Here is a 23593-nt window from a genome sequence, read left to right on the forward strand (position 1 = left end):
CGCGCGACCGGTCATCGCGACAATCATCACAACATCGCCACGACCGGTCGCGCGCAAGGCGCGCTCCTACAACAAAGCGGCCCGTGCTACCGTTCAGCCCGTCCACCCGGAGCCCCATGACATGAACGCCGCCATTGGTTACGTGCTCATCGCACTCGCCGTCCTCAACCTGGTCGGCCTCCTGTTCCTGATCCTCCGCACGCGCAAGACCCAGACTCCGGCGCAGCCGGTTGCTCCCGAGGCCCTGCACGAGACCCCTGCAACGGTAGACCCCACGCCCGCCATCGAGCCCGACCAGCTCGACAGCATGCTGCGCCGCCTGGAACACCGCCTGGGCGACATCGAAGACCAGGTCCGCCGCACGCCCAACGTCAGTGTCGCCAACGAAGGCGGCGTCAACACCGACCGCGCCCTGGCCCTGGCCCAGCGCCTCGCCCGCCAGGGTGCCTCGCCCCAGGACATCGCCGAAACCTGCGGCCTGTCGCTCACGGAAGCGGAACTACTGCATCACCTGCACGCCGGCCGCTGACCCTCCCGTGTCGAAGCCGATACCGGTACTCGCCGGGATTCCAACACTAAGCGCAAATCAGGCGGCGTGAAGCCCGCCTACCCGAAGTCCCCCGTCGTTCCTGCGAAAGCAGGAACCCAGCGCGTGGCATACGGCTTTAGCGATAACACCCCCTACGCAATCACCGCGACCTTCCGCCATTAACCACGCGCATAACAAAGCCCATTAGCCAACCCAAGCCCCATCAGCAACGAAGTGCTGAAAACCAGCTCAACGCCCTCCAGCGGTAATCGCTCAACCTGCGTAATGGCCATTATTAAAACAATAAGTGCAAACGCCCGCCACCCGGCATGGACCAGCACTTGCCACCCTTCGATCCATGGCTCGCGATAGAACGTACCTCTGTGCGCCATCCAGAAGGTCCTCCGCCTCCACATACGCATCTGCACCAACAGCACGATGGCGGAGATCGTCGTACATGCAGCCGCCATATAGATAAAGAACGAGATTTCATGCATATGCTTCTCGCACGTGAAGTGCGGAGCAAATGCGGCGAAATAAACGGCGTACGAGCAAACAAGCCAAGGCCTGATCCAGCGATTTTTCACTGAAGTGCACCACTTCTCTGCAATCGCCCTTTTTTGGCAAGGCTGAGTTCTGTGTATGCGATTGCAAAGGCAAATATCACCAGTGGCGTACCGTGCAGAAGCGCCGTCCGATAACCATGTTCGGCATCCACCAGCAGGCGCGCCATGTCGGCTACGACAAAGAAAAGGGCGAAACCGGTTGCCCACCTGAACTTAATGTCTTCAAGCTTGCGCATTTCAGCTTCCCATGGGTGCTTTCGTGCGTATCGAAGAGTCGCGAGTACGATGAGGAGGAGAGCGGTCACCGTGATTACGATGTAGGAGGAATCATGATCAGGGTCTTCGCAGAAGATATGAGGAAGAATAGGCGCCGTAATGCCGGCAAGCACCATCATCATTCGTCGTAGAGGAGTGATGGTGGAAGATTTCGGTATGTTCATGTCGATCGTCCTTGTTACTGAAACATCCGGAATAACCGGTAAATAATTACTAATAGGGCCATGATGTGCCCGGCGATTCGTGCTCTTGGCCTGCCAGATAACAAGCAGCCCATGGAGAACCCTTGGATATGTGAAAGGATGATTTCTCCTTGTGAGTAGCACATGGCATCAACTCGGCGGACGCAATCGGGTATTCGATCAGATAGCTTGGCGTGTGGATGTAGGAGATATCTTCAGGTCATGAAGGCGGAGCGACGTGCCTACGGATATCGATGGATTTTCGGGGGTGATTGCGGTGCGGGTGGTTTCCGCACAGGGCAAGGAACGGTTAAAAATTGACGCATGGCAAGATAGATCGTGACGTAACGATTGCCGTGTAGGAGCGCGCCTGCGCGCGACCGGTCATCGCGAACACCATCATCGTTTCGATTCCACCGGTCGCGCGCAAGCACGCTCCTACAGGGATGCGATATCGCACGATGGAGCGCCGATGCGACCGGCGCCACCTCACGACTAACCTGGCGTAACTACTGTCGTGTAGGAGCGCGCCTGCGCGCGACCGGTTATCGCGAACATCTTCATCGTTTCGATGCATCCGGTTGCGCGCAAGGCGCGCTCCTACAGGGATGGCGTGGCGCTGGATGGATATCGAAACGATTGGCGCCAAAGCCGATGCAACGTCATCGTGTTTGCTGGCAAACCGAGGCGCTGGGTTCCTGCGTGCGCAGGAAGGACGGGGGCGATTTTTGAGAATATTTCCATACCCAAACGCGTGCGCAATTTGGTACGGTGTGCGCGTTGTCTGCTCGTTCGTTGATGGCTCGGCAGACAACCATCGCTCGACGTATCGAGAAAGACGCGGAACGGAGGTGCTGGACACACCTCCGCCCGCTGACCAAACCAACTGAGTTAGGAGTTGATTATGGCTGTGCCAAATCTTAAGGCATTCTCACACCCACCGTCTGTCCCGGACGGTCCAGGGACGTCCTAAACACCTGTCAGGACGCGGCTAACGCCCGAGTTCGTCCTGATTTCTCACGGTTTCTGGCTCTGCCGTCCTACCCGGCGCGTAGCGCCCTGCCTGTGAGAAAACCGGACAAAACGCGGGAATGGTGAGATCTCGTCGCCCGAGTCGATGAGGGGCACGGCCCTTGGCGTGCCCCGCTCGGAAGGCGGCGTACCAGGGAAAAACCAAACCATGAGTGATCCGAAAGACGATGGCGTCCTCGGCGAGGGGAGCTTTGGCCTGAATACCGAGGCCAGTATGGACACGCTGATGAATGATGCGACGGCGTGGCAGGCGTATGCCGAGGCGATGCAGTCGGTGCTTACCGAGTACATGGCCGAAAGCGAATTGCCGAATCAGCGGTGTGTCGCCAGAGCCATGTCCGGTGTGAACGTGCTTTATCGCATGAGCCTGCAATGCACCAAGCAAGCGAACGTGCGGCGTATGTGGGATGAGGTGCGCGCGTTGGGAGGGGCTAAGTGATGGCGCAGCGTGTCGAGATCGCCAAGGCCATGTGTGGGGTGGTGCTGCTGGGCATCAATATCGCCGTCTTGATGGGGAAGCGCGAGGATGGCGATCCGCTATCGAAGGGGGCGAAGTGGAATGTGGCGTTGGCGTTTAGTGCATTCGTGGTCGGCGCGTTGGCCGTGGCGGTGTTTGCGTCGGAGTCGTGTACGGTGATTAAGCCGGTGTGGACGTGGACGTTGGATATCGCCGGGGCGACGTTGTTTGGGGCGACGATGGCGGCGTTGTGGTTGGGGTGGTTGGCGCCGGGGCCACGATAAGCATCGCGATACGTGATTGTGTAGGAGCGCGCCTTGCGCGCGACCGGTCAGGGTGAACCATCGAATCATTCGTGAAAACCGGTCGCGCGCAAGCACGCTCCTACACAAGCAGTGCGCGTCACCAAGAAACCGTGCGCCGGTTTTTATCCGCACCAATACCTCAGCGTTGGGGAGAGCCGGCGGGGGCGGCCCTTGGCGCGACTTGATGGAGGTGAGGGGAGTGGGCGGAAAAGGCCGCGTAGCGGGGCCGGCCAGGAAGGCCGGCCCTTTTCGCCGAGGCACGGAGGCCGAGTCGAAAAGCCCCGCCCGCTCCCCGTGCCCGAAGGGGCGCAAGCCATAAGACACTGAGCCGCGCAGCGGCTCATCCTTTCCCGAGGGACACCGCAGGCCGGCGCGACAAGGGCCGCCCCCGTCGGCTCGTTCTTAGTCACGTTCGAGCGCCGAGTAGCGATCCCGGTAGGCGAGCCCTCCCTACGAAGCGAAGACTACAGAGGCTGCTTTCCTACGGAGCGTCAATCGCCGATGCGATCGGCTCCCACCCCTTCGGTAGGAAGCCGATCGCATCGGTTGGGACGTAACGTTTCAACCGATCGCGCGCGAGGCGCGCTCCTACAGGGGAGTTGCTAGCGTTCCAGGCGGTAGTTGAGGCTGGCGCGGGAGAAGTCGGTGGCGTTTTGCGCTTCGAAGTTCCAGCGGTGGCTGAGGATGTAGCGCAGGGTGATGACCTGGCCGGGGTCGAAGAGGCCGACGCCGTAGCTGAGGTAGAGGCGGGGGGAGAGGTATTTGCCTACCGTGAAGGCCGAGGTGCCGCCCAGCGCATCGTTGTTGCTGACGCCAATGTCATCTACGCCGATCTTCGAGCCCACGCTCTTCGCCAGCAGGTCGCCTGCCGCCGAGCCCAGAGCCTGTGCTGCCGCGCCCACCATGTTGCCTTCGCCACCCTTCACCTGCGACAACGGCTTGCCGGTCACGAGGTAGGAAAGGGCGTCCGACTGTTCCATCACCGGGTTCGAGAACACCGTGAGTACCGGGCGCTGCGCCGTGCCCGAAACGTACAGGCCCACCTTCTGGCCATCGTCGATGGTGGCATTCGGATTCAGCGTGCGCGCCGCGCGGATGTTCAGGCCCGGATTGTCGATGGGCGTGGAGGCGAACAGCAGCTGGCCTTGCTCGATACGCAGATCCTGACCGTACGCCTTGTACGTGCCATCGACGCCGATCTGGCCCTGGCCCGTGGTGGCACGGCCCGGGCGCTCGCGGACATCCAGCTGGCCCGTGATGCGGCCATCGATGCCGAAGCCCACCAGATGCACCTTCTGACCCAGGTCCACGCGGATATCCGCCGTGATCGGCGAAGCCTGCGCCGCGGCTTCCTGCTGCTTCTCGTCTACCACCACGACATCACTCGATGCCTTGGTCGCGCCCGCACCCGGCAGCTTCTCGACGTTGACGTCTGCCATGTCGATGTTGAGCTTGCCGCTCACGTTCATGCCCTTGGCATCCTGCACGATCAGGATATCGGGCGAGATCACCGCCTTCGCGGCAGGAATATCCACCGCGGTGAACTTCGAGCCCTCCACGCCCACGCGCATCTGCGCACCTTCGCCGAGGGCGGCATTGCCCTTCACCGAGAGCGTGCCGTCACCCGAGCGGATGGTGCCGTCCACGATGAAATTCTTCGCATCGGTCGTGTTGACGCTGATGCGTCCGTCCTTGAGCTTCAGGCCGGCGCTGGGCACTTCCGCCGCAAAACCATCCAGCACGGCACTGCCCGTAACGGCCGGTGCGGCAACCGTGCCTCCCAGGCCGAAGTTGCCATGCAGGCCGCCCTTCACCTCGGCCAGCTCCGTGGTGAACAACTCCACGAACGACAGGCTCTTCAGCTGAAGCGAGATGTTGCCGCCGAGTGCCTGCTGGGCGCCGCTGATCGATACGTTGCCCTCGATGCTGCCGCCATCATTGATCGCGGCACGCAGGGTCAGGCGCTGGTTATCCGGGGCAAGCTGGGCATTGGCGCTGAGGTTGTCGTACACCAGCAGCGGACGATCCGCGTGATCGGTATACGCCACCGAACCATGCGTGCTGGTGATGTTCGCCTGGCCCGACAGCGCGCCGGCTGCCGTGCGGCGTACATTGCCGTCGCCTTCAAGAATGCCCTCGGCGCGGATCGGCGTATTCGATGCTTCCGCCAGCGACATCAGCAGGGCCAGCGGCACGCGACGCAGGCGGTAGCTTGCGTCGAGATTGCCCGCCTTGTCCTGCTTGCCCGCAACGCACAGCAGCGGATCGCCTGCCGTAAGGCACAGATCGCTCATGCTCGCCGCGCCATCCTTCCACGCAAGCTGGCTCGCGTTCTGTAGGCGCCAGCGGGGCAGGCCCTGGAAATCGATATCCAGCCGGGAAAGGCTGCCGTTCCACGCACCATCTTTCAGGGAGCCGGAAAGCGTCAGGTCGGCAGCCAGTGGACGGCCCTTCGCTTCGACGGTGAGCTGATGTTTCTGTTCGTTACCGTCGGCGTTGATGGCGATACGGTCGAACACGAGTCCACTGGTCACGGCGTTGTTGCCGATCACGACGAGCTTGCCACCGGGCTTGCCGATATCCGGCACGTCGGCATCAACGCTGAGCGCGTCGATCTTCTGCCCGGCGTAGACGATGGCATTGCCGCGCAGGTTCGCCTTCACGGCGAGATCGGGCCAACGTCCCTTCACACCCACATCGCCCTGCACACGGCCACCGGCATCCGGTAACCAATCGCCCAGCGATGCGATGGCGAGTTTCAGCGTGGCATCGTTGGCCGTGTCGCCCTTTGCATCGAGGCGGATCGTGCTGCCGCCGGAGGCGAGGTCGAGATTGCCGTTCACCACCTCGTTGGGTTTCAGTTCGAGCTTGCCGCTGCCACGCAGCGGACGCTTGCGAAGCGTACCGTCGAGCTTGCGCAGGTCGAGGGTGCCCAGCGGACCGTCCTTCGCGAGATGGCCTTCGGTGGAAAGATCGAGATTGAGTGCACCGCTCCATTCGGCAAGCAGCTGCCCGGGATCGAAGCGCTGCCCCTTCAGGTCGAGCTTCCACGCCATCTCGGGCTTCAGCGTGATCGTACCGCTGGCGGCGAGATCGCCGTTGGGCTGCTTCAGTTCAAGGGTGTGCAGGTCGATGGCTTCGGGTTTGCCATCGAGATCGAGGGTGAACTTGCCTACATGGCCAGGCGGTCCGATATCGACATCACCCCCGGCGTGATAAGCCTCGGCGCCGCCCTTGAAGGTGAGCGTGCCTGCACTGGCAAGATCCTGACCGGCGACGTTGGCGGGAACGAGGACGTCCTTCCAGGTAAGCGCCAGATCGGCGGTCAGCGGCTGGGCGGCGATTTCCACCGTGCCCCTGGCCGTAAGCGAGCCCTTCACCTGCGGCGAGTCCACCGTGAGTTCTTCGAGGGTGAGACGCTTGTAGTCGTGATCGAACGACGCCTTCATCGGTGCGAGGCGCACGCGGTAATCGTTGAGATCGAGATTGCCGGTGAGGTTGGCACCATAGCGGTCGCCCGAGCCTTCCACGGCCAGCCCAAGCGACTGCAACGAACTGTCGCCGATCAGCGGCTTGGGATCGAAGTCCGGCGCGTTGATCTTCGCCGTCCAGGCGAAGTCGCCACTTTGTACGAGGTTTGCATCCACCTGGGCCACGAAGGGCAGGCGCAGCTTCACGATGGTGTGCGCTTTCTTGCCGTCGCTATGGGCTTCCACGTCGCCGGCGTATTCCACATCGCCGAGCTTCCAGGAGAACGATGCCTTGCCGTCGCCGCTGTAGCCCTTGCCGACGGCGAGCTTGCCTCCAAGGTCGGCGTGGCCATCCGGGGCACGCAAGGCGAGCGTCTTCAGTTCGAGACCGTTGCCGGTCCACGAGCCGGCGAGGTCGAGCGAAGTGGATTCGAACAGCGGCTGCCCGGCCTGCGTGACCTTTACATGGCCCACGCGCACCTTGTCGAACACCATGTCGAGCGGCGGCTTCAGCGAGAACGGTTCGGAAGGCTGGTCGGGCTCGGGCTGGCTCGCCGGCAGGGCGACGTCCACGCCATCCACGCTCAGGTCGAACACATGCGCACGCTTGCGCAGCAATGCTCCAAACGCGTAATCGACATGCGCCGTAGCCACGCGCACGTCCATGCCCTTGCCATCGTTGTAGCGCACGCCCTTCAGGTCCAGCGGGCCGGCGAGGCGGCCCTCGGCCTGTTCGAAGGAGAGGGCGTTATCGGTGAAGCCCTTCGCGCGCTCCAGCGCGAAGCGCAGGCCGGATGCCGTGCCCACCAGCCACCACACGCCGATGACCACTACCAGCAGCAGGACACCCAGGGCGATGCCGGCGCGGATCAACCATTTCATGCCGGTGCTCCTCACAGGTCGGGCCCGATGACGACATGCAGATGGATGCCGTGTTCGTTCTTGTCACCCACGGGTACGGCCACGTCGGCGCGGATCATGCCCACGGGGGAGAGCCAGCGGATGCCGAGGCCCGTGCCCACGCGGGGGCTGTAATTGGTGCCGGTGAAGGCGTTGCCTGCATCGACGAAGGCAGCCATGCCCCAGTTCTTCGTGAAGTAATGTTCCACCTCGGTGCTGCCCACCAGCAGGCCTTCGCCACCGATCACGCGGTTGTACTGGTTGCGCGGGCCGATGCTCTCGAAGTCGTAGCCGCGCACGGAGCGGTCGCCACCGGCGAAGAAGCGCAGCTGCGGCGGCAGGTCGCTGAAGTTGTTTGTCCAGATCTTCCCGGCCGTGCCGCGCAGGATCAGGCGGTTGTTGCCCCAGAACGAGCGGATCCACTTCGCATCGCCCATGACCTGCGAGAAGCTTGCGTCCGAAAGCAGCGTGCCTGCCGTGCTGCGCGCGGTCAGCGTGAGCGACCAGCCGTTGCGCACGAAGGTCGGGTTGTCGCCGCTTTTGCGGGCCAGGGTGATTTCGGGGTAGAGCAGGGTGCTGCGTCCCCGTTCGAGCCCGAGTGCGTTATCGCCTTCGCCACCGCGCTTGCCCACGGTGAAGGTGCCTGAAAGCGCATTGATGCCGATGGTGCGCTGCCAGCCGTGCCACATGCGGGTTTCGTTGGCCACCAGCTGCAATGTGCGCGACTTCGACGTGACGGTGTTGGCATCACGGAAATTCGCGCCGAAGTTGAAGCTGCGCTGGTTGGTGCCGGGCATGGGTATCTGGTACAGCGTGGACAGCGTTTTCAGGCGCTGGGCCAGCACCAGTTCGTTTTTCCACTTGTGGCCGCGGTCGTTGATCCAGCGTTTCTCGATGCCACCGCGCACGCCGGCGCCGGTGTCGGTGCCGAAGAACGGGCCGCCGGTATAGACGGTGCGCTTGGCAGGCGCGAGATCCACATCGATGTCGATATGGCCTTCCTTTGCGTTGTCGGTATCGGGGATGACGTTCACCACCGAGAAGTAGTCGGCACCGTTGAGGGCCTGCTGCAACTGGAGCAGCTGGCTCTGCGAGAAGTAGTCGCCGCTCTTGAACGGTACATAGCGTTCGAGGAAGCCATCGCGGAATTGCGAATTCTTGAAGTGGATGGTGCCGTAGCGATAGCGCTGGCCGGCGTCCCACTTGAGCTGGATGGCCGCGCTGTGTTCCGCGCGATTGACCTCGACGCGCCGGGTGACCAGGCGCGCATCGAGAAAGCCCGTGGCGGTGAGCTGGCTGCTGATGGCGTCGCGTGCGGCATCGTACTGGCCGTCGTTGAGGCGCTGGCCCTTCAGGTCGTTCATGGCGCGCACGAAATGACGCACGGAAGGTACCTTCCCGGCCACCTCGTCCATCTCCACCGATACGCTCTGGATGACGACGGGCACGCCCGGTACCACGTGCAGCGTCACCTGCCAGTCGTTGCCCACCTGTTTCAGGTCGCCCGTGGCCGTGGCTTCGTAGTAGCCGTAAGGTCGCAAGGCGGCCTGCACCTCGTCGGGTGCCTTTTCGTAGAGGCGGCGTACCTGGGCGGCGGTGACATCGCGCTTGGCGTACTGGCTGAGGCCCACGCTGGCGACGATGGCGCCTTTCAGGTTGTCGTCGACACCGTCGACATTCAGCACGACGCCCGCGTGTGCGAGCGTCGGCAGGAGGAACCACGGCAGAAGCAGCAGTCCATGGCGTCTTGGTAGGCGCATGAGCGTCCTGGTCCGATCGTGTTCCAAGGCCGTGCACGAGACACGGCCGCTAGCGGGGGCGCGCCTGGCATCCCCTGACAGTGTGTGTCTGGACGTAACTTACCCCGCGACGTGCGGAAGTGTCGATAGTGCAATTGGCGGAAACATGAACGCCGAGAAGGATTTGAGTGCGGGATGTGAAGACGGCCTCCCAAGGGAGGCCGTCTTCATGGTGTTGCTGCAAGGCGTTGGATCAGCCCGCTTCGTCACCCGAACGGAAGGCGATCCATGCGCCGACCATGGCCGACACGTAGGGAATCGACTGTGCCGCCAGGATGAACATCCACAGCGTGCTCTCGACGTAGCTGGTGCCGTAGTGCGTGGCCATGCCGATGATGGCCAGCAGCAGGGCCACCGCCATCAGTACTTCCTCGCGCACGGGGCTGAATGCGGCGAAGCTGCTGCCACCCATGCGACGGCTCTTGGCCGTGACGACGAAGGCCGTCTTCTCGCGGGTGAGGCCATGCAGGATGCCGCGCGCGATGGCGTGCGACAGGCCCATGCTGGCCACGGAGGCCATGATGGTGTCGTACCAGCTGCACGGGACACGCGCACGGTAGAGCACCACGCCGAAGATGGCCTTGGCGAAGAAGAAGCCGATCACGGGGATCAGGAACAGCTGCATCGGCAGGTTGAAGTAGTCCGGTGCGGCGATCATGCCGGCGGTCCACAACAGGCCCATCATCGTGAACACGTAATGCAGCGCGTCGGCGAACCAGCTGAACCAGCCCGTGAGGAAATGGAAGCGCTGGCCTGCCGAAAGCGGGCCCTTGCGGGTCATCCAGCTCCAGCGGCCCTTGAGGATCTGCATGGCGCCGAAGGCCCAGCGATAGCGCTGGCTCTTGTACGCCTTGAAGTCGGCCGGGGTGAGGCCCTTGCCCATCAGTTCGTCCACGTACACCAGCTCGTAGCCGGCGTGCATGAGGCGCAGGCCCAGCTCGGCGTCTTCGCAGATCGTCCACTCCGACCAGCCGCCCGTGCCTTCCAGTGCGGAGCGACGGACCATGGTCATGGTGCCGTGCTGGATGATGGCGTTGCGCTCGTTGCGGTGGTGCATGCCGATGCGGAAGAAGCCGTCGTATTCCCAGGCGGTCATGCGGCGGAAACGGTTCTTCTCGAAGTCGCGGTGCGCCTGCGGGCACTGCACCACGGCCACCTTCGAGTCGTGGAAGTAGCCGGTGAGGGTGGAGAGCCAGTCTTCGCGCACCACGTAGTCGGCATCGATGACGGCCACCACTTCGGCGCGCTCGTCCGTGGCCGTGAGGCCGAAGTTGAGGGCACCGGCCTTGTAGCCCGGCCAGGGTTCGAGGTGGAAGAAGCGGAACTTCGGACCCAGCTTGGCGCAGTATTCCTCCACCGGCTTCCAGACGTTCGGGTCCTTGGTGTTGTTGTCCAGCACCAGGACTTCGAAGTTCTCGTAGTCGAGCGCGGCCAGCGAGTCGAGGGTGATCTGCACCATCTCCGGCGGCTCGTTGTGGCAGGCCAGGTGGATGGACACGAAGGGCTGGCGTTCCACCGGGTCGGGCGTGAGCATGCCGGCATGGCGCACCCAGCTGCGTCGCCAGAGCACCTCGGTAAACTCGAAGCCGTTGATGAGCAGGATGCCGAGGATGGCCACCTGCGCCGGGAACAGCAGGATCAGCATCGCCCAGTCGAAGGGGCTCAGGTAGAAATTGAAGGGCAGGGTGGCCGACCAGACGATCAGGCCGCAGGCCAGCTGCACCAGCCCCATGAAGAACAGGCGTCCGGTGAGCTTGAAGCGACGGAAGCGGCTGCCGAACCACACCATGGGCACGAAGGCCAGCAGGGAGGCGGCCAGCGCCTTCCAGGGCCACTTCACGTCTTCGGTGACCGGGCCGGTGAAGGGGAATTTCAGCTGACGGTTGGCATCGAACATGCCCCAGTAGGCACCGGTGCGGCCTTCGCCGAGGTTTTCCTTCCAGGGCTGGTCGATGGCTTCCAGCACGTAGTAGTCGTCGATGCCCTTGCGCTTGGCGACATTGAAGAACTCGCGCAGGAAGATCGCCTCGTTCGAGACGCTGGGGTAGGCGTACTTGTAGCGGTCGCCGTTGGACGGCCAGCCGATTTCGCCGATGACGATGTGCTTGCCGGGGAATTGATGCTGCAGGGCCTGGTAGCTGCCGTCGGTGTTGTTGCTGCCGTCGGGGTTGCGGGTGCCGATGGAGTCGGCGACACCGGCGCGGGCCTCGATGCCGTTCCAGTAAGGGAACAGGTGCACGGTGATGAAATCGACGTGGTCGGCCAGTTCGGGGTTCTGGATCCACACGTGGAACGGCTCGGCGATGGACACCGGCTGGCGTACGGCCGCGCGCACGCGGTCGAGGTAGGCCATCATCTGTTCGGGCTTCAGGTCGCCACGGAACAGCACTTCGTTGCCGACGATGACGCGGCTGATGGTCTTCGGATAGCGATGGGCCTGGGCGATGAGGGCCTCGATCTCGCGCTCGTTGTTTTCCAGGCGCGTGTCGATCTGGGCGCCGGCCATGACGTCGAGGCCTTCCTTGTCGGCCAGACGGATCGTCTGCGGGTTCTCCAGCATCGAGTAGGTACGGATGCGGGGTGAGTATTTCTTGACCAGCTGCAGGTCGCCGTCGATCTGCGGATCGGTCGATACATCGCCCTTGATGGGGTTCTGGTAGCGCTGGTAGGCGGTGAACGCGAAGCCGGGGATGGGCTGTTTCCAGTCTTCCGGGCCGTTGGGCAGGTTCGCGACGTACCAAAGCCCGACATTCAGCGCGGCAACGAGGATCGCGAGGATCAGCGCGGTGAAGATCGGGTGGCTCTTTTCGGTCTTGGTGGCAGCGCTCAAAACAATCCCCGGACCGGTCGGCCCCCGAGTGGTTCGCAATGACGAGGTAATCGGGGGAGCTTAACGAACGGTGAGGGGCGGCTCAACGCCGGGCTGAATGGCCGGTCAGGCTGAACTCAGTGAAATGGGCCTGCTGAAGGTCCGGTCGCGCGCAAGGCGCGCTCCTACAGGGGCGTCGAGGCTGGGGCGGTCGCGCGCAAGGCGCGCTCCTACAGGGGTTCCGTAGCCTTGTAGGAGCGCGCCTTGCGCGCGACCCCTACAGGGCGGCAACCAGGCCGGCATCCAGGGGACAGCCGGCCCGACATCTCCTTACTTGAGCAACGAGCGCAGCATCCACGCCGTCTTCTCATGGGCCTTCAGACGGCCCGTGACCATATCGGCCGTGCCCTCGTCGCCGACCTTGTCGGCCACCTTGATCACCTCGCGGGACGTGGCGGCGGCGATGTCATGGCCCTCGACCAGCTGGGTGACCATGTCCTTCCAGTCCGGCACGCCGGCTTCTTCCTTGATCTTGGTCAGCTTGCCGAACTCGGCATACGAACCCGGGGCATACACGTCGAGGATACGGATGCGCTCGGCCACTTCGTCCACGGCCAGCCACAGTTCGTTGTACTGGGTCTCGAACATGGTGTGCAGGCTGTTGAAGTGCGGACCGGTGACGTTCCAGTGGAACTTGTGGGTCTTCAGGTACAGGGTGAACGTGTCGGCGAGCAGCTTGGACAGCTCCTTGGCAGCCGCTTCGCGGTCTTTCTTGTCGATGCCGATATCGATCTGTTTAGCCATTTTCGACTCTCCGTGGGGTTCTGGGTAGAAATCTTAACGAGTGGCCCGATACACGTGAAATGAAACGTTCTGATCTCATCGATAGGCGCACGCTATTATTTGCGTTCCCATGAGTACCTCTACAACCCCCTCCCGCCCCGTATCCCCCCCTCCGCGCCTGAAAGAGCTGCGCGACGCGTTGTCGCAGGTGTCCAGCCGCGACGTCGGCCGCCTGCTGGGGCGCTGGCGTGGCCTGTCGCGCAAGCCCGATCCGGCGAAACTCGATGCACTGGCCCGCGACATCGCCGCTTCCGCCGCAAAGCGGGCGGCCCGCGTGGCCGCCAAGCCCGTCATCAACGTGGATGCCTCGCTGCCCATCGCGGCCCGGGCCGACGACATCGTGAAGCTCATCCGTGACAACCAGGTGGTGGTGATCGCGGGCGAGACCGGCTCGGGCAAGACCACCCAGCTGCCGAAGCTGTGCCTGGCCGCCGGCCGTGGCGAGGCCGGCCTCATCGGCTGCACCCAGCCTCGACGCCTGGCTGCCCGCTCGGTGGCCACCCGCGTGGCCGAGGAACTGGGCACGCCCATCGGCGACAAGGTGGGTTTCCAGGTGCGCTTCACCGAGAAGGTGTCCGAGCAGGCCCTGGTGAAGTTCATGACCGACGGCATCCTGCTGGCGGAGACCCAGTCCGATCCCTGGCTGTCGGCCTACGACACCATCATCATCGACGAGGCCCACGAGCGCAGCCTCAACATCGACTTCCTGCTGGGTTACCTCAAGCGGCTGGCCGAGCGGCGCCCGGACCTCAAGATCATCGTCACCTCGGCCACCATCGACACCGAGCGCTTCGCGGCGCACTTCGGCGATGCGCCCGTGATCGCGGTCGAGGGCCGTACGTATCCCGTGGAAGTGCGCTATCGCCCGCCGGGCGAGCGGGGCGAGGGCAACGTCGCCCAGCAGATCGCCGATGCGGTGGACGAGATCACCCGTGAAGACCCGCGCGGCGACGTGCTGGTCTTCCTGCCGGGCGAGCGCGAGATCCGCGACACCCACCTCCTGCTGTCGCGCAAGCAGTACCGCGAGACCGAGGTGCTGGCGCTGTATGCGCGGCTGTCGGCCAACGAGCAGGACCGCGTGTTCAAGCCGGGCACGAAGCGCCGCATCGTGCTTGCCACCAACGTCGCGGAAACCTCGCTGACGGTGCCGCGCATCCGCTACGTCGTCGACCCGGGCACGGCGCGCGTGAAGCGCTACAGCCAGCGCGGCCAGCTCGAACGTCTGCACATCGAGCCGGTATCGCAGGCTGCCGCCAACCAGCGCAAGGGCCGCTGCGGCCGCGTGGGGCCGGGCATCTGCTATCGCCTGTACGACGAAACGGAATTCAGCCTCCGCCCCGAATACACCGATCCCGAACTGCTGCGCTCGTCGCTGGCCAACGTCATCCTGCGCATGCTGGCGCTGGATCTGGGCGAGGTGGACGACTTCCCCTTCCTTGAAGCGCCCGATCCGCGCGTCGTGGCCGACGGCTACCGCCGCCTGGCCGAGATCGGCGCCATCGACGACGATCGCCGCCTCACGGAAACCGGCCGCACGGTGGCGCGCCTGCCCATCGACGTGCAGCTGGCACGCATGCTGGTGGAAGCCCGCAAGCTCGGCAGCCTGGCCGACCTGATGACCATCGTGGCCTTCCTCAGCATCCAGGACCCGCGCGAGCGGCCGCCGGAAGCACGCGGGCAGGCCGATGCGGCCCATGCGCAGTTCGCCGATCCGAAGTCCGACTTCGTGGGCGTGGTGAACCTGTGGAAGGCGTATCTGACGGCGGCAGAAGACCTCACCTCATCGAAGCTGCGCGACTGGTGCTCGCGGAATTTCCTGAGCTTCATGCGCATGCGCGAATGGCGCGAGCTGCACCGTCAGCTCGCGCTGGTCACCCGCGACCTGGGCTGGGACAAAGCGGAACCCGCTCCTGTAGGAGCGCGCCCTGCGCGCGACCGCCCAGGGCGAAATGGCGCCAGGGCAGCAAGCCCCAACCGCTCTGTTGGCGAGGCCGCCGAGTCTCCGGTCGCGCGCGAAGCGCGCTCCTACAAGGGGGCGGAGGGTTTGGAGGGGGATGCCTTGTTCGAGGCCATTCACCGCAGCCTGCTGGCCGGGCTGCCCACGCAAGTGGGCCACAAGGACGACAAGGGCGTGTTCCGCGGTACGCGCGAGCGCCGATTCCAGGTGTTCCCGGGTTCCGCGCTGGCGAAAGCGCCGCCTGCGTGGGTTTTCGCCGCGCAGATCCTCGATATCGGCGGCAAGGTGTGGGCCATGATGTGCGCCCGCGTCGATCCCGCCTGGGTCGAATCACAGGCCGCCCATCTGGTACGTGCCACGGCGCGCGATCCGCACTGGTCGCGCAAGCGTGGCACGGTGGTGGCCTATGAGCAGGTGACCTTGTTCGGCCTCGTGCTGGTCGAGCGTCGCCCCGTGACCTTCCATCGCCAGGACCCGGCGCTGGCGCACGAGATCTTCGTTCGCGAGGCGCTGACCCGTGGCGAACTGGATAGCCGTGCCGATTTCGTGCGCGCCAACGTGCGCGTGCTGGAACAGGCTCATGACATCGAAGCCAAGCAGCGCCGTGCCGGCCTGCTGCGTTCGGATGAGGCGCTGGCCGCGTTCTTCGACGGCAAGCTGCCTGAAAATATCGCCGACACGCGTGCCCTCGATGCGTGGTACCGCAAGGCCGCACCGGGCGAACAGGCCGCACTGCGCTGGACGCTTGCCGACGTGATGGACAACGGCGCGGGCCTCGATCCCAAGGCGTTCCCGGCATCGCTGGACATCGGCCAGCATCGCTATCGCCTGGAATACCGTTTCGTGCCGGGCGATCCGGCCGACGGCGTCACCATGCACGTGCCGCTGGCCTTCCTCAACGCGTTGCCCGCCGCCCGTTGCGAATGGCTCGTGGGTGGCCTGCTGGTGGACAAGGTGGCCGAGATGATCCGTGGCCTGCCGAAGGCACTGCGCCGCAACTTCGTCCCTGCACCGGACTTCGCGAAAGCCTTCTTCGAAGCCGAGGCACCGCGTGACGAGCCGCTGGCGAAAGCGCTGGCGGCCTTCCTCAAGCGCACCACAGGCGTAGCCATCGATGCATCGGCCTTTGCCGATGCCGAGCCGCCGGTGCACTTGCAGATGCGTTACCGCGTGCACGACGAGAACGGCCGCACCGTAGCCGAAGGCCGTGACCTGGCCGCGATCCGCAACCAGTGGGAAGGCAAGGCGCGCGAAGCGTTCTCGCGCAAGACCGATGTCGAGCTGACCCGCGAAGACATCGTGGCATGGGATTTCGAATCCATTCCGCGCGAAGTGCGTTCCGAGGCGGGCCTCAAGGCCTATCCGGCGCTGGTGGACCTGGGCGAAGCCGTCGCGCTGCGCGTGTTCGAGCGCGCCGACGAAGCGGCCGAGGCCCATGTCGGCGGCGTCGAACGCCTGTTGCGCCAGGCGCTGGCGCCCGAGTTCAAGCGCGCGCGTCGCCAGCTGCCCATCGGCAATCCGCTGTCGCTGAAATACGCGCCACTGGGTAGCGTGGACGGCTTGCGCGAGGATCTCGTGGAAGGCGGTTTCGCCGACCTGCTCGCCACGCACAAGCTCGACGTGCGCACACAGGGCGAATTCGAGGCGCTGCGTACCGAGCTGGGCCGCGAACTGTTCGGCGCCGCGATGGAGCGGCAGAAACTCGCCGAACCCATCATCGAGGCGCAGGCCGAACTGAAGCCGTGGATGGAACCACCCCTGATGGGCTTTGCCAAGGCCAGTTACGACGACCTGCGCGAACAGCTCACCGCCTTGTTGCAGCCAGGCTTCCTGCGTGAACTACCCACCTCGCGACTGGCCCATTTCGCTCGTTACCTGAAGGCGATGCGCCTGCGTGGCGAACGCCTGCGCCAGGACCCGGCGCGCGATCAGTCGCGTATGCTGCAAGTGCTGCCGTACTGGCGGGCGTTGCTCAATGCGGGCGGCACCGCGTGGGATGCGCAGGCATGGAGCGAATTGCGCTGGTTGCTGGAGGAATGGCGCGTATCGCTGTTTGCCCAGGAGATGAAGACCGCGGAGCCGGTATCGGCGAAGCGGTTGGCGCGTGCACTGGAATCGGCTGAGGCGGCGACACGATGAAGACGGCGAGAGACGGGACCCCCAGCGAGGCGAAGCAACTGCCTTCACCGCTCACCGATGCGGCTCGCGAGGCGTGTTCCGTGTTGCCGGTGGCTGCCCGTGCCGAAGGCGAGACCATCATCGAACTGCTGCACCTGCTCGGCTGTGACGATGAAACCTGCGCGTCGGCGCTGTGGTTCTCGTTGTCGCGTGGCATGCCGGGTGCGGCCGACCAGGCCATGGCCGGCTGGGCTCCGTCGCTGAAACGCCTGGTGGACGGGCAGGGCGAGGCCGAAAAGGTCTGGGCGCTGCATGCACAGCGCGGCAAGGCCAGCGGCGCCGAAGGCCTGCGCCGTCTGTTGCTGGCAATCATCCGTGACCTGCGGGTCGTCTTCGTGCTGCTCGCCCGCCAGCTGGCGGCGATGCGTACGGCCATGACGCTGCCCGATCACGAGCGTCGCGAACTGGCGCAGCTCACCTCGGACATCCATGCACCGCTGGCGAACCGCCTGGGTATCTGGCAGCTCAAGTGGGAGCTGGAAGACCTGGCATTCCGCTACCTGGAGCCAGATACCTACCGCCGTATCGCGCGCCTGCTCGATGAACGCCGCGCGGACCGGGAGCACTTCATCGCAGCCAGCCTGGCGCAGTTGCGTGACATCCTGGAGCAGTCGGGCATCCGTGCCGACCTGGCCGGGCGGCCGAAGCATATCTTCTCCATCTGGAAGAAGATGAAGAAAAAGGGGCTGGAATTCTCCGACCTCTACGACATCCGTGCCGTGCGCATCCTCGTGGACAACGTGGCCGACTGCTATGCCTCGCTGGGCCTCGTGCATAGCCTGTGGCCGCATCTGCCGGGTGAATTCGACGATTACGTCGCGCGACCCAAGGGCAACGGTTATCGATCGCTGCATACCGCTGTGGTCGGTCCCGAAGGCAAGACGCTGGAAGTGCAGATCCGCACCCACGAGATGCATCGCGCCAACGAGCTGGGCGTGGCCGCGCACTGGCGCTACAAGGAAGGCGGCGGTGCAGATGCCGAGTTCGAGGCGAAGATCGCCTGGATGCGCAAGCTGCTGGAGCCGCGTGGCGAAGGGGAAGACGACGCCGATCTCGCCGCCGGTTTCGCCACGGAGCTGATGGAAGATCGCGTATACGTGCTCTCGCCCAAGGGCGAGGTCATCGACATGCCGCGTGGCGCTACCGTGCTCGATTTCGCTTACCACATCCATACGGAGGTGGGGCATCGTTGCCGTGGCGCCAAGATCAACGGCCGCATCGTGCCGCTGACCACGTCACCGCGTAGCGGGGATCGTGTGGAAATCCTTACCACCAAGGTGTCAGAGCCCAGCCGCGACTGGCTGTCGTCGCATCATGGTTATCTCAACACCACGCGCGCGAAGGAGAAGGTGCGTTCGTGGTTCCGGCGCACGGCGCACGACGCGAATATCGTGGCGGGCAAGCTGTCGCTGGAAAAAGAGCTGCGCCGTCTTGCGCTGGACGACGTGGATCTGGCGAAGCTTGCCACCACGTTCAAGCTGAAGAGCGTCGAGGAACTGTTCGTCACGGTGGCGCTGGGCGAAGTCTCGCTGGGGCAGGTGGCCCGCGCGCTGCAGGAGCCGGTCGAGCCGGAGATCACGCAGTCCACCGCACCGGTGGCCTCGCGTGTGGCGCAGCGTGATCGGGGTGCGTTGTCCATCGAGGGCGTCGGCAACCTGCTCACCACTCTGGCCCGCTGCTGCCAGCCGCTGCCGGGCGACCCGGTGCGGGGGTTCATCACCAGGGGGCGTGGCGTATCGGTGCATCGTGCCGACTGTGCCGCGCTGGCTCGCCTGGCCCGGAAGGACCCCGATCGCGTGATCGAGGTGAACTGGGGGCGGGTGGAGGTGCAGAACTACGAGGTGGACATCGAGCTGCGCGGGTACGACCGCAAGGGTTTGCAGAAGGACGTGGCGACCACGATCAGCAATGTTGGCCCGCATATCGTGGCCTCGTCGAGCCGCGTGCATGTGCGCACGGGCGAGGTGGAGATGCGTTTTACGCTGAGGGTGAAGGATTACGAGCAGCTGTCGATGTTGCTGGGGCGACTGACCGCGCTGCCGAACGTGGTGGATGCACGGAGGGTGGGCGGTCGTTGAGCGCACCAGGCGTGTCGCCTTGACCGGTCGCGCGCAAGGCGCGCTCCTACAGGGTGGCTTTGGGCGGGTCGCGGGGGCGGGCTCCTGCAGGGTGGCTTTGGACAGGTGGCGCGCGGGCGGGCTCCTCTAGGGCGGCTTTGGCTGGGTCGCGCGCAAGGCGCGCTCCTACAGGGCGGCTCTGGACGGGTCGCGCGGGCGGGCTCGTGCAGGGCGGCTGGTGTAGGAGCGCGCCTTGCGCGCGACCGGTCAGGCGGAAATCACCACACGGCGCTTTCTGACCACCATCAACCCGCCAGCACCAGCCGGCCGCCCAGGTCGAGGATCGGCTGTGCCACCAGGATGCGCGCCAGGAACAACCCCAGCAGCACCACCGTCGGTGAGAAATCCAGCCCGCCGATGGTCATGCGCCCACGCAGCGGGCGCACCAGCGGCTCGGCCAGGCTCGACAGCAGGCGCGCTACCGGGTGGTAGCGATCGCTCGAAAACATGCTCATCAGCGACCACGCGAAGACGATCACGATCCATGTCAGCAGGAAGAAATCGAGCAATTCGGCAAAACCCATCACGAGGATGCCGACCGGCGCGAGCGGAATGCCGCCCAGGGCCAGCACCAGCAGTACCTTCACGCATTCCAGCACCAGCGCGATCACCAGGGCGCCGGTGTTGATCCGGCGGAAGTTCGGCAGCGCCTTGCGCAGCGGACGCAGCACTGGATTGGTGAAGCGGTAGATGAACTGGCAGATCGGGTTGTGGAAGTCCGCACGGCAGGCCTCGGCGAGGATGCGCAGCACGAACAGGGTCACTAGGGCGCCGAAGGCAAACTGCAGGATCAGGGCGCCGGCGTTGGTCAGGTAATTCACGTGTTCGATTCCATGGATTCGGAGAGTTCAACGCCACGCTGGCGGGCCGCGTCCACGGCACGCGCCACGACGGCGGGAAAATGGTCAACCTGGAAACTCTCCAGGGCGGCCTGGGTGGTGCCGTTGGGCGAGGTGACCCGCTTGCGCAGGGTGGCTGCCGTCTCGCCGCTCTCCACCAGCATACGGCCGGCGCCCAGCGCCGTCTGCGCGGCAAGGGCCCGCGCGGTCTCCCGCGACATGCCCTGGGCGAAGGCCGCGTTCTCCAGCGCCTCGACCATGAGGAAGAAATAGGCCGGGCCGGAGCCGGAGATGGCCGTCACGATGTCCAACTGGTCTTCGTCAGGCACCCAGACGGTGAGCCCGGCGGCATCGAGCACATGCTGGGCCTCGGCACGTTGCGGCGCGCTGACCCGGGCATTGGCGTAGAGGCCGGTAGCCCCCGCACCGTACATGGCGGGCGTATTCGGCATGCAGCGGACCACTGGCAGGGCGGCATCCAGCCAGCGTTCGAGCTGGGCGATGCGGATGCCCGCGGCGATGGAGATCACCACCGGGCGGTATTTCTGCACCACCGGGCGCAGCGCCCGGCATACCTCGGCCATGACCTGCGGTTTCACGGCCAGGACGAGGATGGAGGCTCCCTCGGCCGCGTCGAGATTGTCGGTGTAGGTGGCGACGCCGTACTCCCGCGAAAGCTCCTGGAGGGCTTCTGCGCGCGGTTCGGCCACGGCGATGCCGCCGGGCTGGGCGCCATGGCGGATCATCCCCGCGATGAGGGCCTGGGCCATATTGCCGCCGCCGATGAAGGCGATCCGATTCATGGTGGGTGTGCTCCGTTCGAGACGCTTTTCACATTGGGCAAAGCATATATGCCCCGCGCCTTGCCGCCGACCCCCGGGCATGCTTACCTATGCCCCTTCAAGATAGGGGACACCGATGGACATCGCCGAACTCCTTGCCTTCTCCGTGAAGAACAAGGCCTCCGACCTGCACCTTTCTGCCGGTCTCCCGCCGATGATCCGCGTGGACGGCGACGTGCGCCGCATCAACATCCCCGCGCTGGAGCACAAGCAGGTCCACGCGCTGATCTACGACATCATGTCGGACAAGCAGCGGCGTGACTATGAGGAATTCCTTGAGGTCGATTTCTCGTTCGAAATCCCAGGCCTGGCCCGCTTCCGCGTCAACGCCTTCAACCACAACCGTGGTGCCGGCGGCGTGTTTCGTACCATTCCGTCCGAAGTGCTCACCCTGGAAGACCTGGGCGCACCGCGCATCTTCCGCGAGCTGATCGAGCAGCCCCAGGGCCTGATCCTGGTCACCGGGCCCACGGGCTCGGGCAAGTCGACCACCCTGGCGGCCATGGTCGATCACATCAACAAGACCGAATACGGCCACCTCCTCACCGTGGAGGACCCGATCGAATTCGTGCACACCTCGCAGAAGTGCCTCGTCAACCAGCGCGAAGTGCACCGGGACACCCACGGTTTCAACGAGGCGCTGCGTTCCGCGCTGCGCGAAGATCCGGATTACATCCTTGTAGGCGAACTGCGCGACCTGGAAACCATCCGCCTGGCGCTTACCGCCGCGGAAACGGGCCATCTGGTGTTCGGCACCCTGCATACCTCGTCGGCCGCCAAGACCATCGACCGTATCATCGACGTGTTTCCGGCGGGCGAGAAGCCCATGGTGCGCTCCATGCTTTCCGAGTCGCTGCGCGCGGTCATCTCGCAGTCACTGCTGAAGAAAGTGGGCGGCGGTCGCCTGGCGGCGCACGAGATCATGGTAGGCATCCCGGCCATCCGCAACCTCATTCGCGAAGACAAGGTGGCGCAGATGTACTCCGCCATCCAGACCGGCCAGCAGTACGGCATGCAGACCCTCGACCAGAACCTGCTGGACCTGGTGAAGCGCGGCCTCATCACACGCCAGGAAGGCGCGATGTACGCGAAAAACAAGGAAGCCTTCCGCTGAGCGGAAGTCGTCCTCCCCACTCCCGAGCCGTGCCCAAGCCATGAGCGACTTCGATTTCACCTCCTTCCTCAAGCTGATGGTGCACAAACAGGCCTCCGACCTGTTCATCACCGCCGGCGTCGCGCCTTCCATGAAGGTGCAGGGGCGTATCGTGCCCATCACCCAGAGTCCTTTGTCCGCGCAGCAGGCGCGCGACATGGTGCTCAACGTGATGACCCCCAACCAGCGCGAGGAGTTTGAGAAAACCCACGAATGCCAGTTCGCGATCAGTGCCTCGGGTATCGGCCGTTTCCGCGTGTCGTGCTTCTACCAGCGCAACTGCGTGGGCATGGTGCTGCGAAGGATCGAGTCGAAGATCCCCACCGTGGACGAGCTGAGCCTGCCGCCGATCGTGAAACAGCTGGCGATGACCAAGCGCGGCATCATCATCTTCGTGGGCGGTACGGGTACCGGTAAGTCGACCTCGCTGGCCGCGATGATCGGCTATCGCAACCAGAATTCCACCGGTCACATCATCACCATCGAGGATCCCATCGAATACGTGCACCGGCACGAGGGTTGCATCATCACGCAGCGCGAACTGGGCATCGATACCGACAGCTGGGAAAACGCGCTCAAGAACACCCTGCGCCAGGCCCCTGACGTGATCATGATCGGCGAAGTGCGCACGCGCGAGACGATGGAACACGCGATCAACTTCTCGGAAACCGGCCACCTTTGCCTGTGCACGCTGCATGCGAACAATGCCAACCAGGCACTGGACCGCATCCTGCACTTCTTCCCCGAAGACCGTCGCCAGCAATTGTTCATGGATCTTTCGCTGAACCTCAAGGGCATCGTGGCCCAGCAGCTGATTCCCACGCCGGACGGCAAGGCGCGTCGCGTGGCGGTCGAGGTGCTGCTGGGCACGCCACTGGCGCAGGACTACATCCGCCAGGGTGAGGTGCACAAGCTGAAGGAACTGATGCGCGACTCCAACCAGCTGGGCATGCGCACGTTCGACCAGAGCCTGGTCGAGCTGTATCACGCGGGCGAAATCAGCTACGAAGATGCGCTACGCCACGCCGACAGCACGAACGAGGTGCGCCTGCGCATCAAGCTCGCCCAGGGCGGCGACGCACACACCCTGTCGCAGGGCCTCGAAGGCGTGGAAATTGAGAAAACCGACGACCGCAACGGCTTCGGCGGCATCCTCCGCCGCTGACCCTGGCCTCGCCTCGACCTCTGCCTTTGCCGTTGACCCTGGCCCCGCCTCGACCTCTGCCTTCGCCGCTGACCATATGACCCTGTAGGAGCGCGCCTTGCGCGCGACCGGTTATTGCGACAACCCCGGTCGCGCGCAAGGCGCGCTCCTACAAAAAAAGGCCGAAAAAAAGGG

General features: G+C 64.5%; 15 protein-coding genes. 7 read left to right on the forward strand and 8 right to left on the reverse strand.

Annotation, left to right across the window (positions count from 1 at the left end; genetic code table 11):
* The first annotated feature begins 121 nt into the window (after positions 1 to 121).
* Positions 122 to 529 (forward strand): DUF2802 domain-containing protein, encoded by a 408-nt coding sequence (locus KR767_RS12825; protein WP_166949764.1) that lies wholly within the window; start codon positions 122 to 124, stop codon positions 527 to 529.
* Between the two features lie 179 nt (positions 530 to 708).
* Here KR767_RS12825 and KR767_RS12830 read toward each other — a convergent pair whose 3' ends face one another.
* A complete protein-coding gene (locus KR767_RS12830) occupies positions 709 to 1116 on the reverse strand; it encodes a hypothetical protein (protein WP_250876570.1) in 408 nt (135 codons plus the stop codon).
* Positions 1113 to 1535 (reverse strand): hypothetical protein, encoded by a 423-nt coding sequence (locus tag KR767_RS12835; protein WP_250876571.1) that lies wholly within the window; start codon positions 1533 to 1535, stop codon positions 1113 to 1115. The genes KR767_RS12830 and KR767_RS12835 overlap by 4 nt, the downstream gene beginning before the upstream one ends.
* 1198 nt (positions 1536 to 2733) lie before the next feature.
* On the opposite strand from KR767_RS12835, the gene KR767_RS12840 reads away from it, so the two are divergent.
* Positions 2734 to 3024: a hypothetical protein gene (locus KR767_RS12840; protein WP_166945524.1), complete on the forward strand. Its 291-nt coding sequence runs from the start codon at positions 2734 to 2736 to the stop codon at positions 3022 to 3024.
* Positions 3024 to 3326 (forward strand): hypothetical protein, encoded by a 303-nt coding sequence (locus KR767_RS12845; RefSeq protein ID WP_250876572.1) that lies wholly within the window; start codon positions 3024 to 3026, stop codon positions 3324 to 3326. The genes KR767_RS12840 and KR767_RS12845 overlap by 1 nt, the downstream gene beginning before the upstream one ends.
* A 623-nt stretch (positions 3327 to 3949) precedes the next feature.
* On the opposite strand, the gene KR767_RS12850 is transcribed toward KR767_RS12845, so the two are convergent.
* The 4 genes from KR767_RS12850 to KR767_RS12865 form a co-directional block, all read right to left on the reverse strand.
* A complete protein-coding gene (locus KR767_RS12850) occupies positions 3950 to 7699 on the reverse strand; it encodes a translocation/assembly module TamB domain-containing protein (protein WP_250876573.1) in 3750 nt (1249 codons plus the stop codon).
* A gap of 11 nt (positions 7700 to 7710) precedes the next feature.
* A complete protein-coding gene (locus KR767_RS12855; protein WP_166949774.1) occupies positions 7711 to 9477 on the reverse strand; it encodes an autotransporter assembly complex protein TamA in 1767 nt (588 codons plus the stop codon).
* A gap of 232 nt (positions 9478 to 9709) precedes the next feature.
* Positions 9710 to 12346 (reverse strand): glycosyltransferase, encoded by a 2637-nt coding sequence (locus KR767_RS12860; protein WP_425602674.1) that lies wholly within the window; start codon positions 12344 to 12346, stop codon positions 9710 to 9712.
* Positions 12347 to 12655: 309 nt separating this feature from the next.
* Positions 12656 to 13129 (reverse strand): Dps family protein, encoded by a 474-nt coding sequence (locus KR767_RS12865; protein ID WP_166949776.1) that lies wholly within the window; start codon positions 13127 to 13129, stop codon positions 12656 to 12658.
* Between the two features lie 109 nt (positions 13130 to 13238).
* On the opposite strand from KR767_RS12865, the gene hrpA reads away from it, so the two are divergent.
* Together hrpA and KR767_RS12875 are read left to right on the forward strand one after the other, a co-directional pair.
* Positions 13239 to 17264 (forward strand): ATP-dependent RNA helicase HrpA, encoded by a 4026-nt coding sequence (gene hrpA / locus KR767_RS12870; RefSeq protein ID WP_250876574.1) that lies wholly within the window; start codon positions 13239 to 13241, stop codon positions 17262 to 17264.
* On the forward strand, positions 17261 to 19381 hold the full coding sequence (locus KR767_RS12875) for a RelA/SpoT family protein (RefSeq protein WP_166949780.1): 2121 nt from the start codon (positions 17261 to 17263) through the stop codon (positions 19379 to 19381). The genes hrpA and KR767_RS12875 overlap by 4 nt, the downstream gene beginning before the upstream one ends.
* A gap of 284 nt (positions 19382 to 19665) precedes the next feature.
* Here the strand turns inward: KR767_RS12875 and KR767_RS12880 are convergent, their stop codons facing one another.
* Both KR767_RS12880 and proC read right to left on the reverse strand, forming a co-directional pair.
* A complete protein-coding gene (locus KR767_RS12880; protein WP_166949782.1) occupies positions 19666 to 20241 on the reverse strand; it encodes a YggT family protein in 576 nt (191 codons plus the stop codon).
* Positions 20238 to 21062, reverse strand: coding sequence for a pyrroline-5-carboxylate reductase (proC, locus tag KR767_RS12885; RefSeq protein ID WP_250876575.1), 825 nt, complete (start codon positions 21060 to 21062; stop codon positions 20238 to 20240). Before proC ends, KR767_RS12880 begins: the two co-directional genes overlap by 4 nt.
* A gap of 115 nt (positions 21063 to 21177) precedes the next feature.
* On the opposite strand from proC, the gene KR767_RS12890 reads away from it, so the two are divergent.
* The gene (locus KR767_RS12890; RefSeq protein WP_166949786.1) at positions 21178 to 22215 is read left to right on the forward strand and encodes a type IV pilus twitching motility protein PilT; all 1038 of its coding nucleotides are present in this window, start codon (positions 21178 to 21180) and stop codon (positions 22213 to 22215) included.
* A 40-nt stretch (positions 22216 to 22255) separates the two neighbouring features.
* Positions 22256 to 23419, forward strand: coding sequence for a PilT/PilU family type 4a pilus ATPase (locus KR767_RS12895; protein WP_166949788.1), 1164 nt, complete (start codon positions 22256 to 22258; stop codon positions 23417 to 23419).
* The last annotated feature ends 174 nt before the right edge of the window (positions 23420 to 23593 follow it).

Origin of the sequence: Luteibacter anthropi (assembly GCF_023699965.1) — a bacterium.
Taxonomy (GTDB): Bacteria; Pseudomonadota; Gammaproteobacteria; order Xanthomonadales; family Rhodanobacteraceae; genus Luteibacter; species Luteibacter anthropi.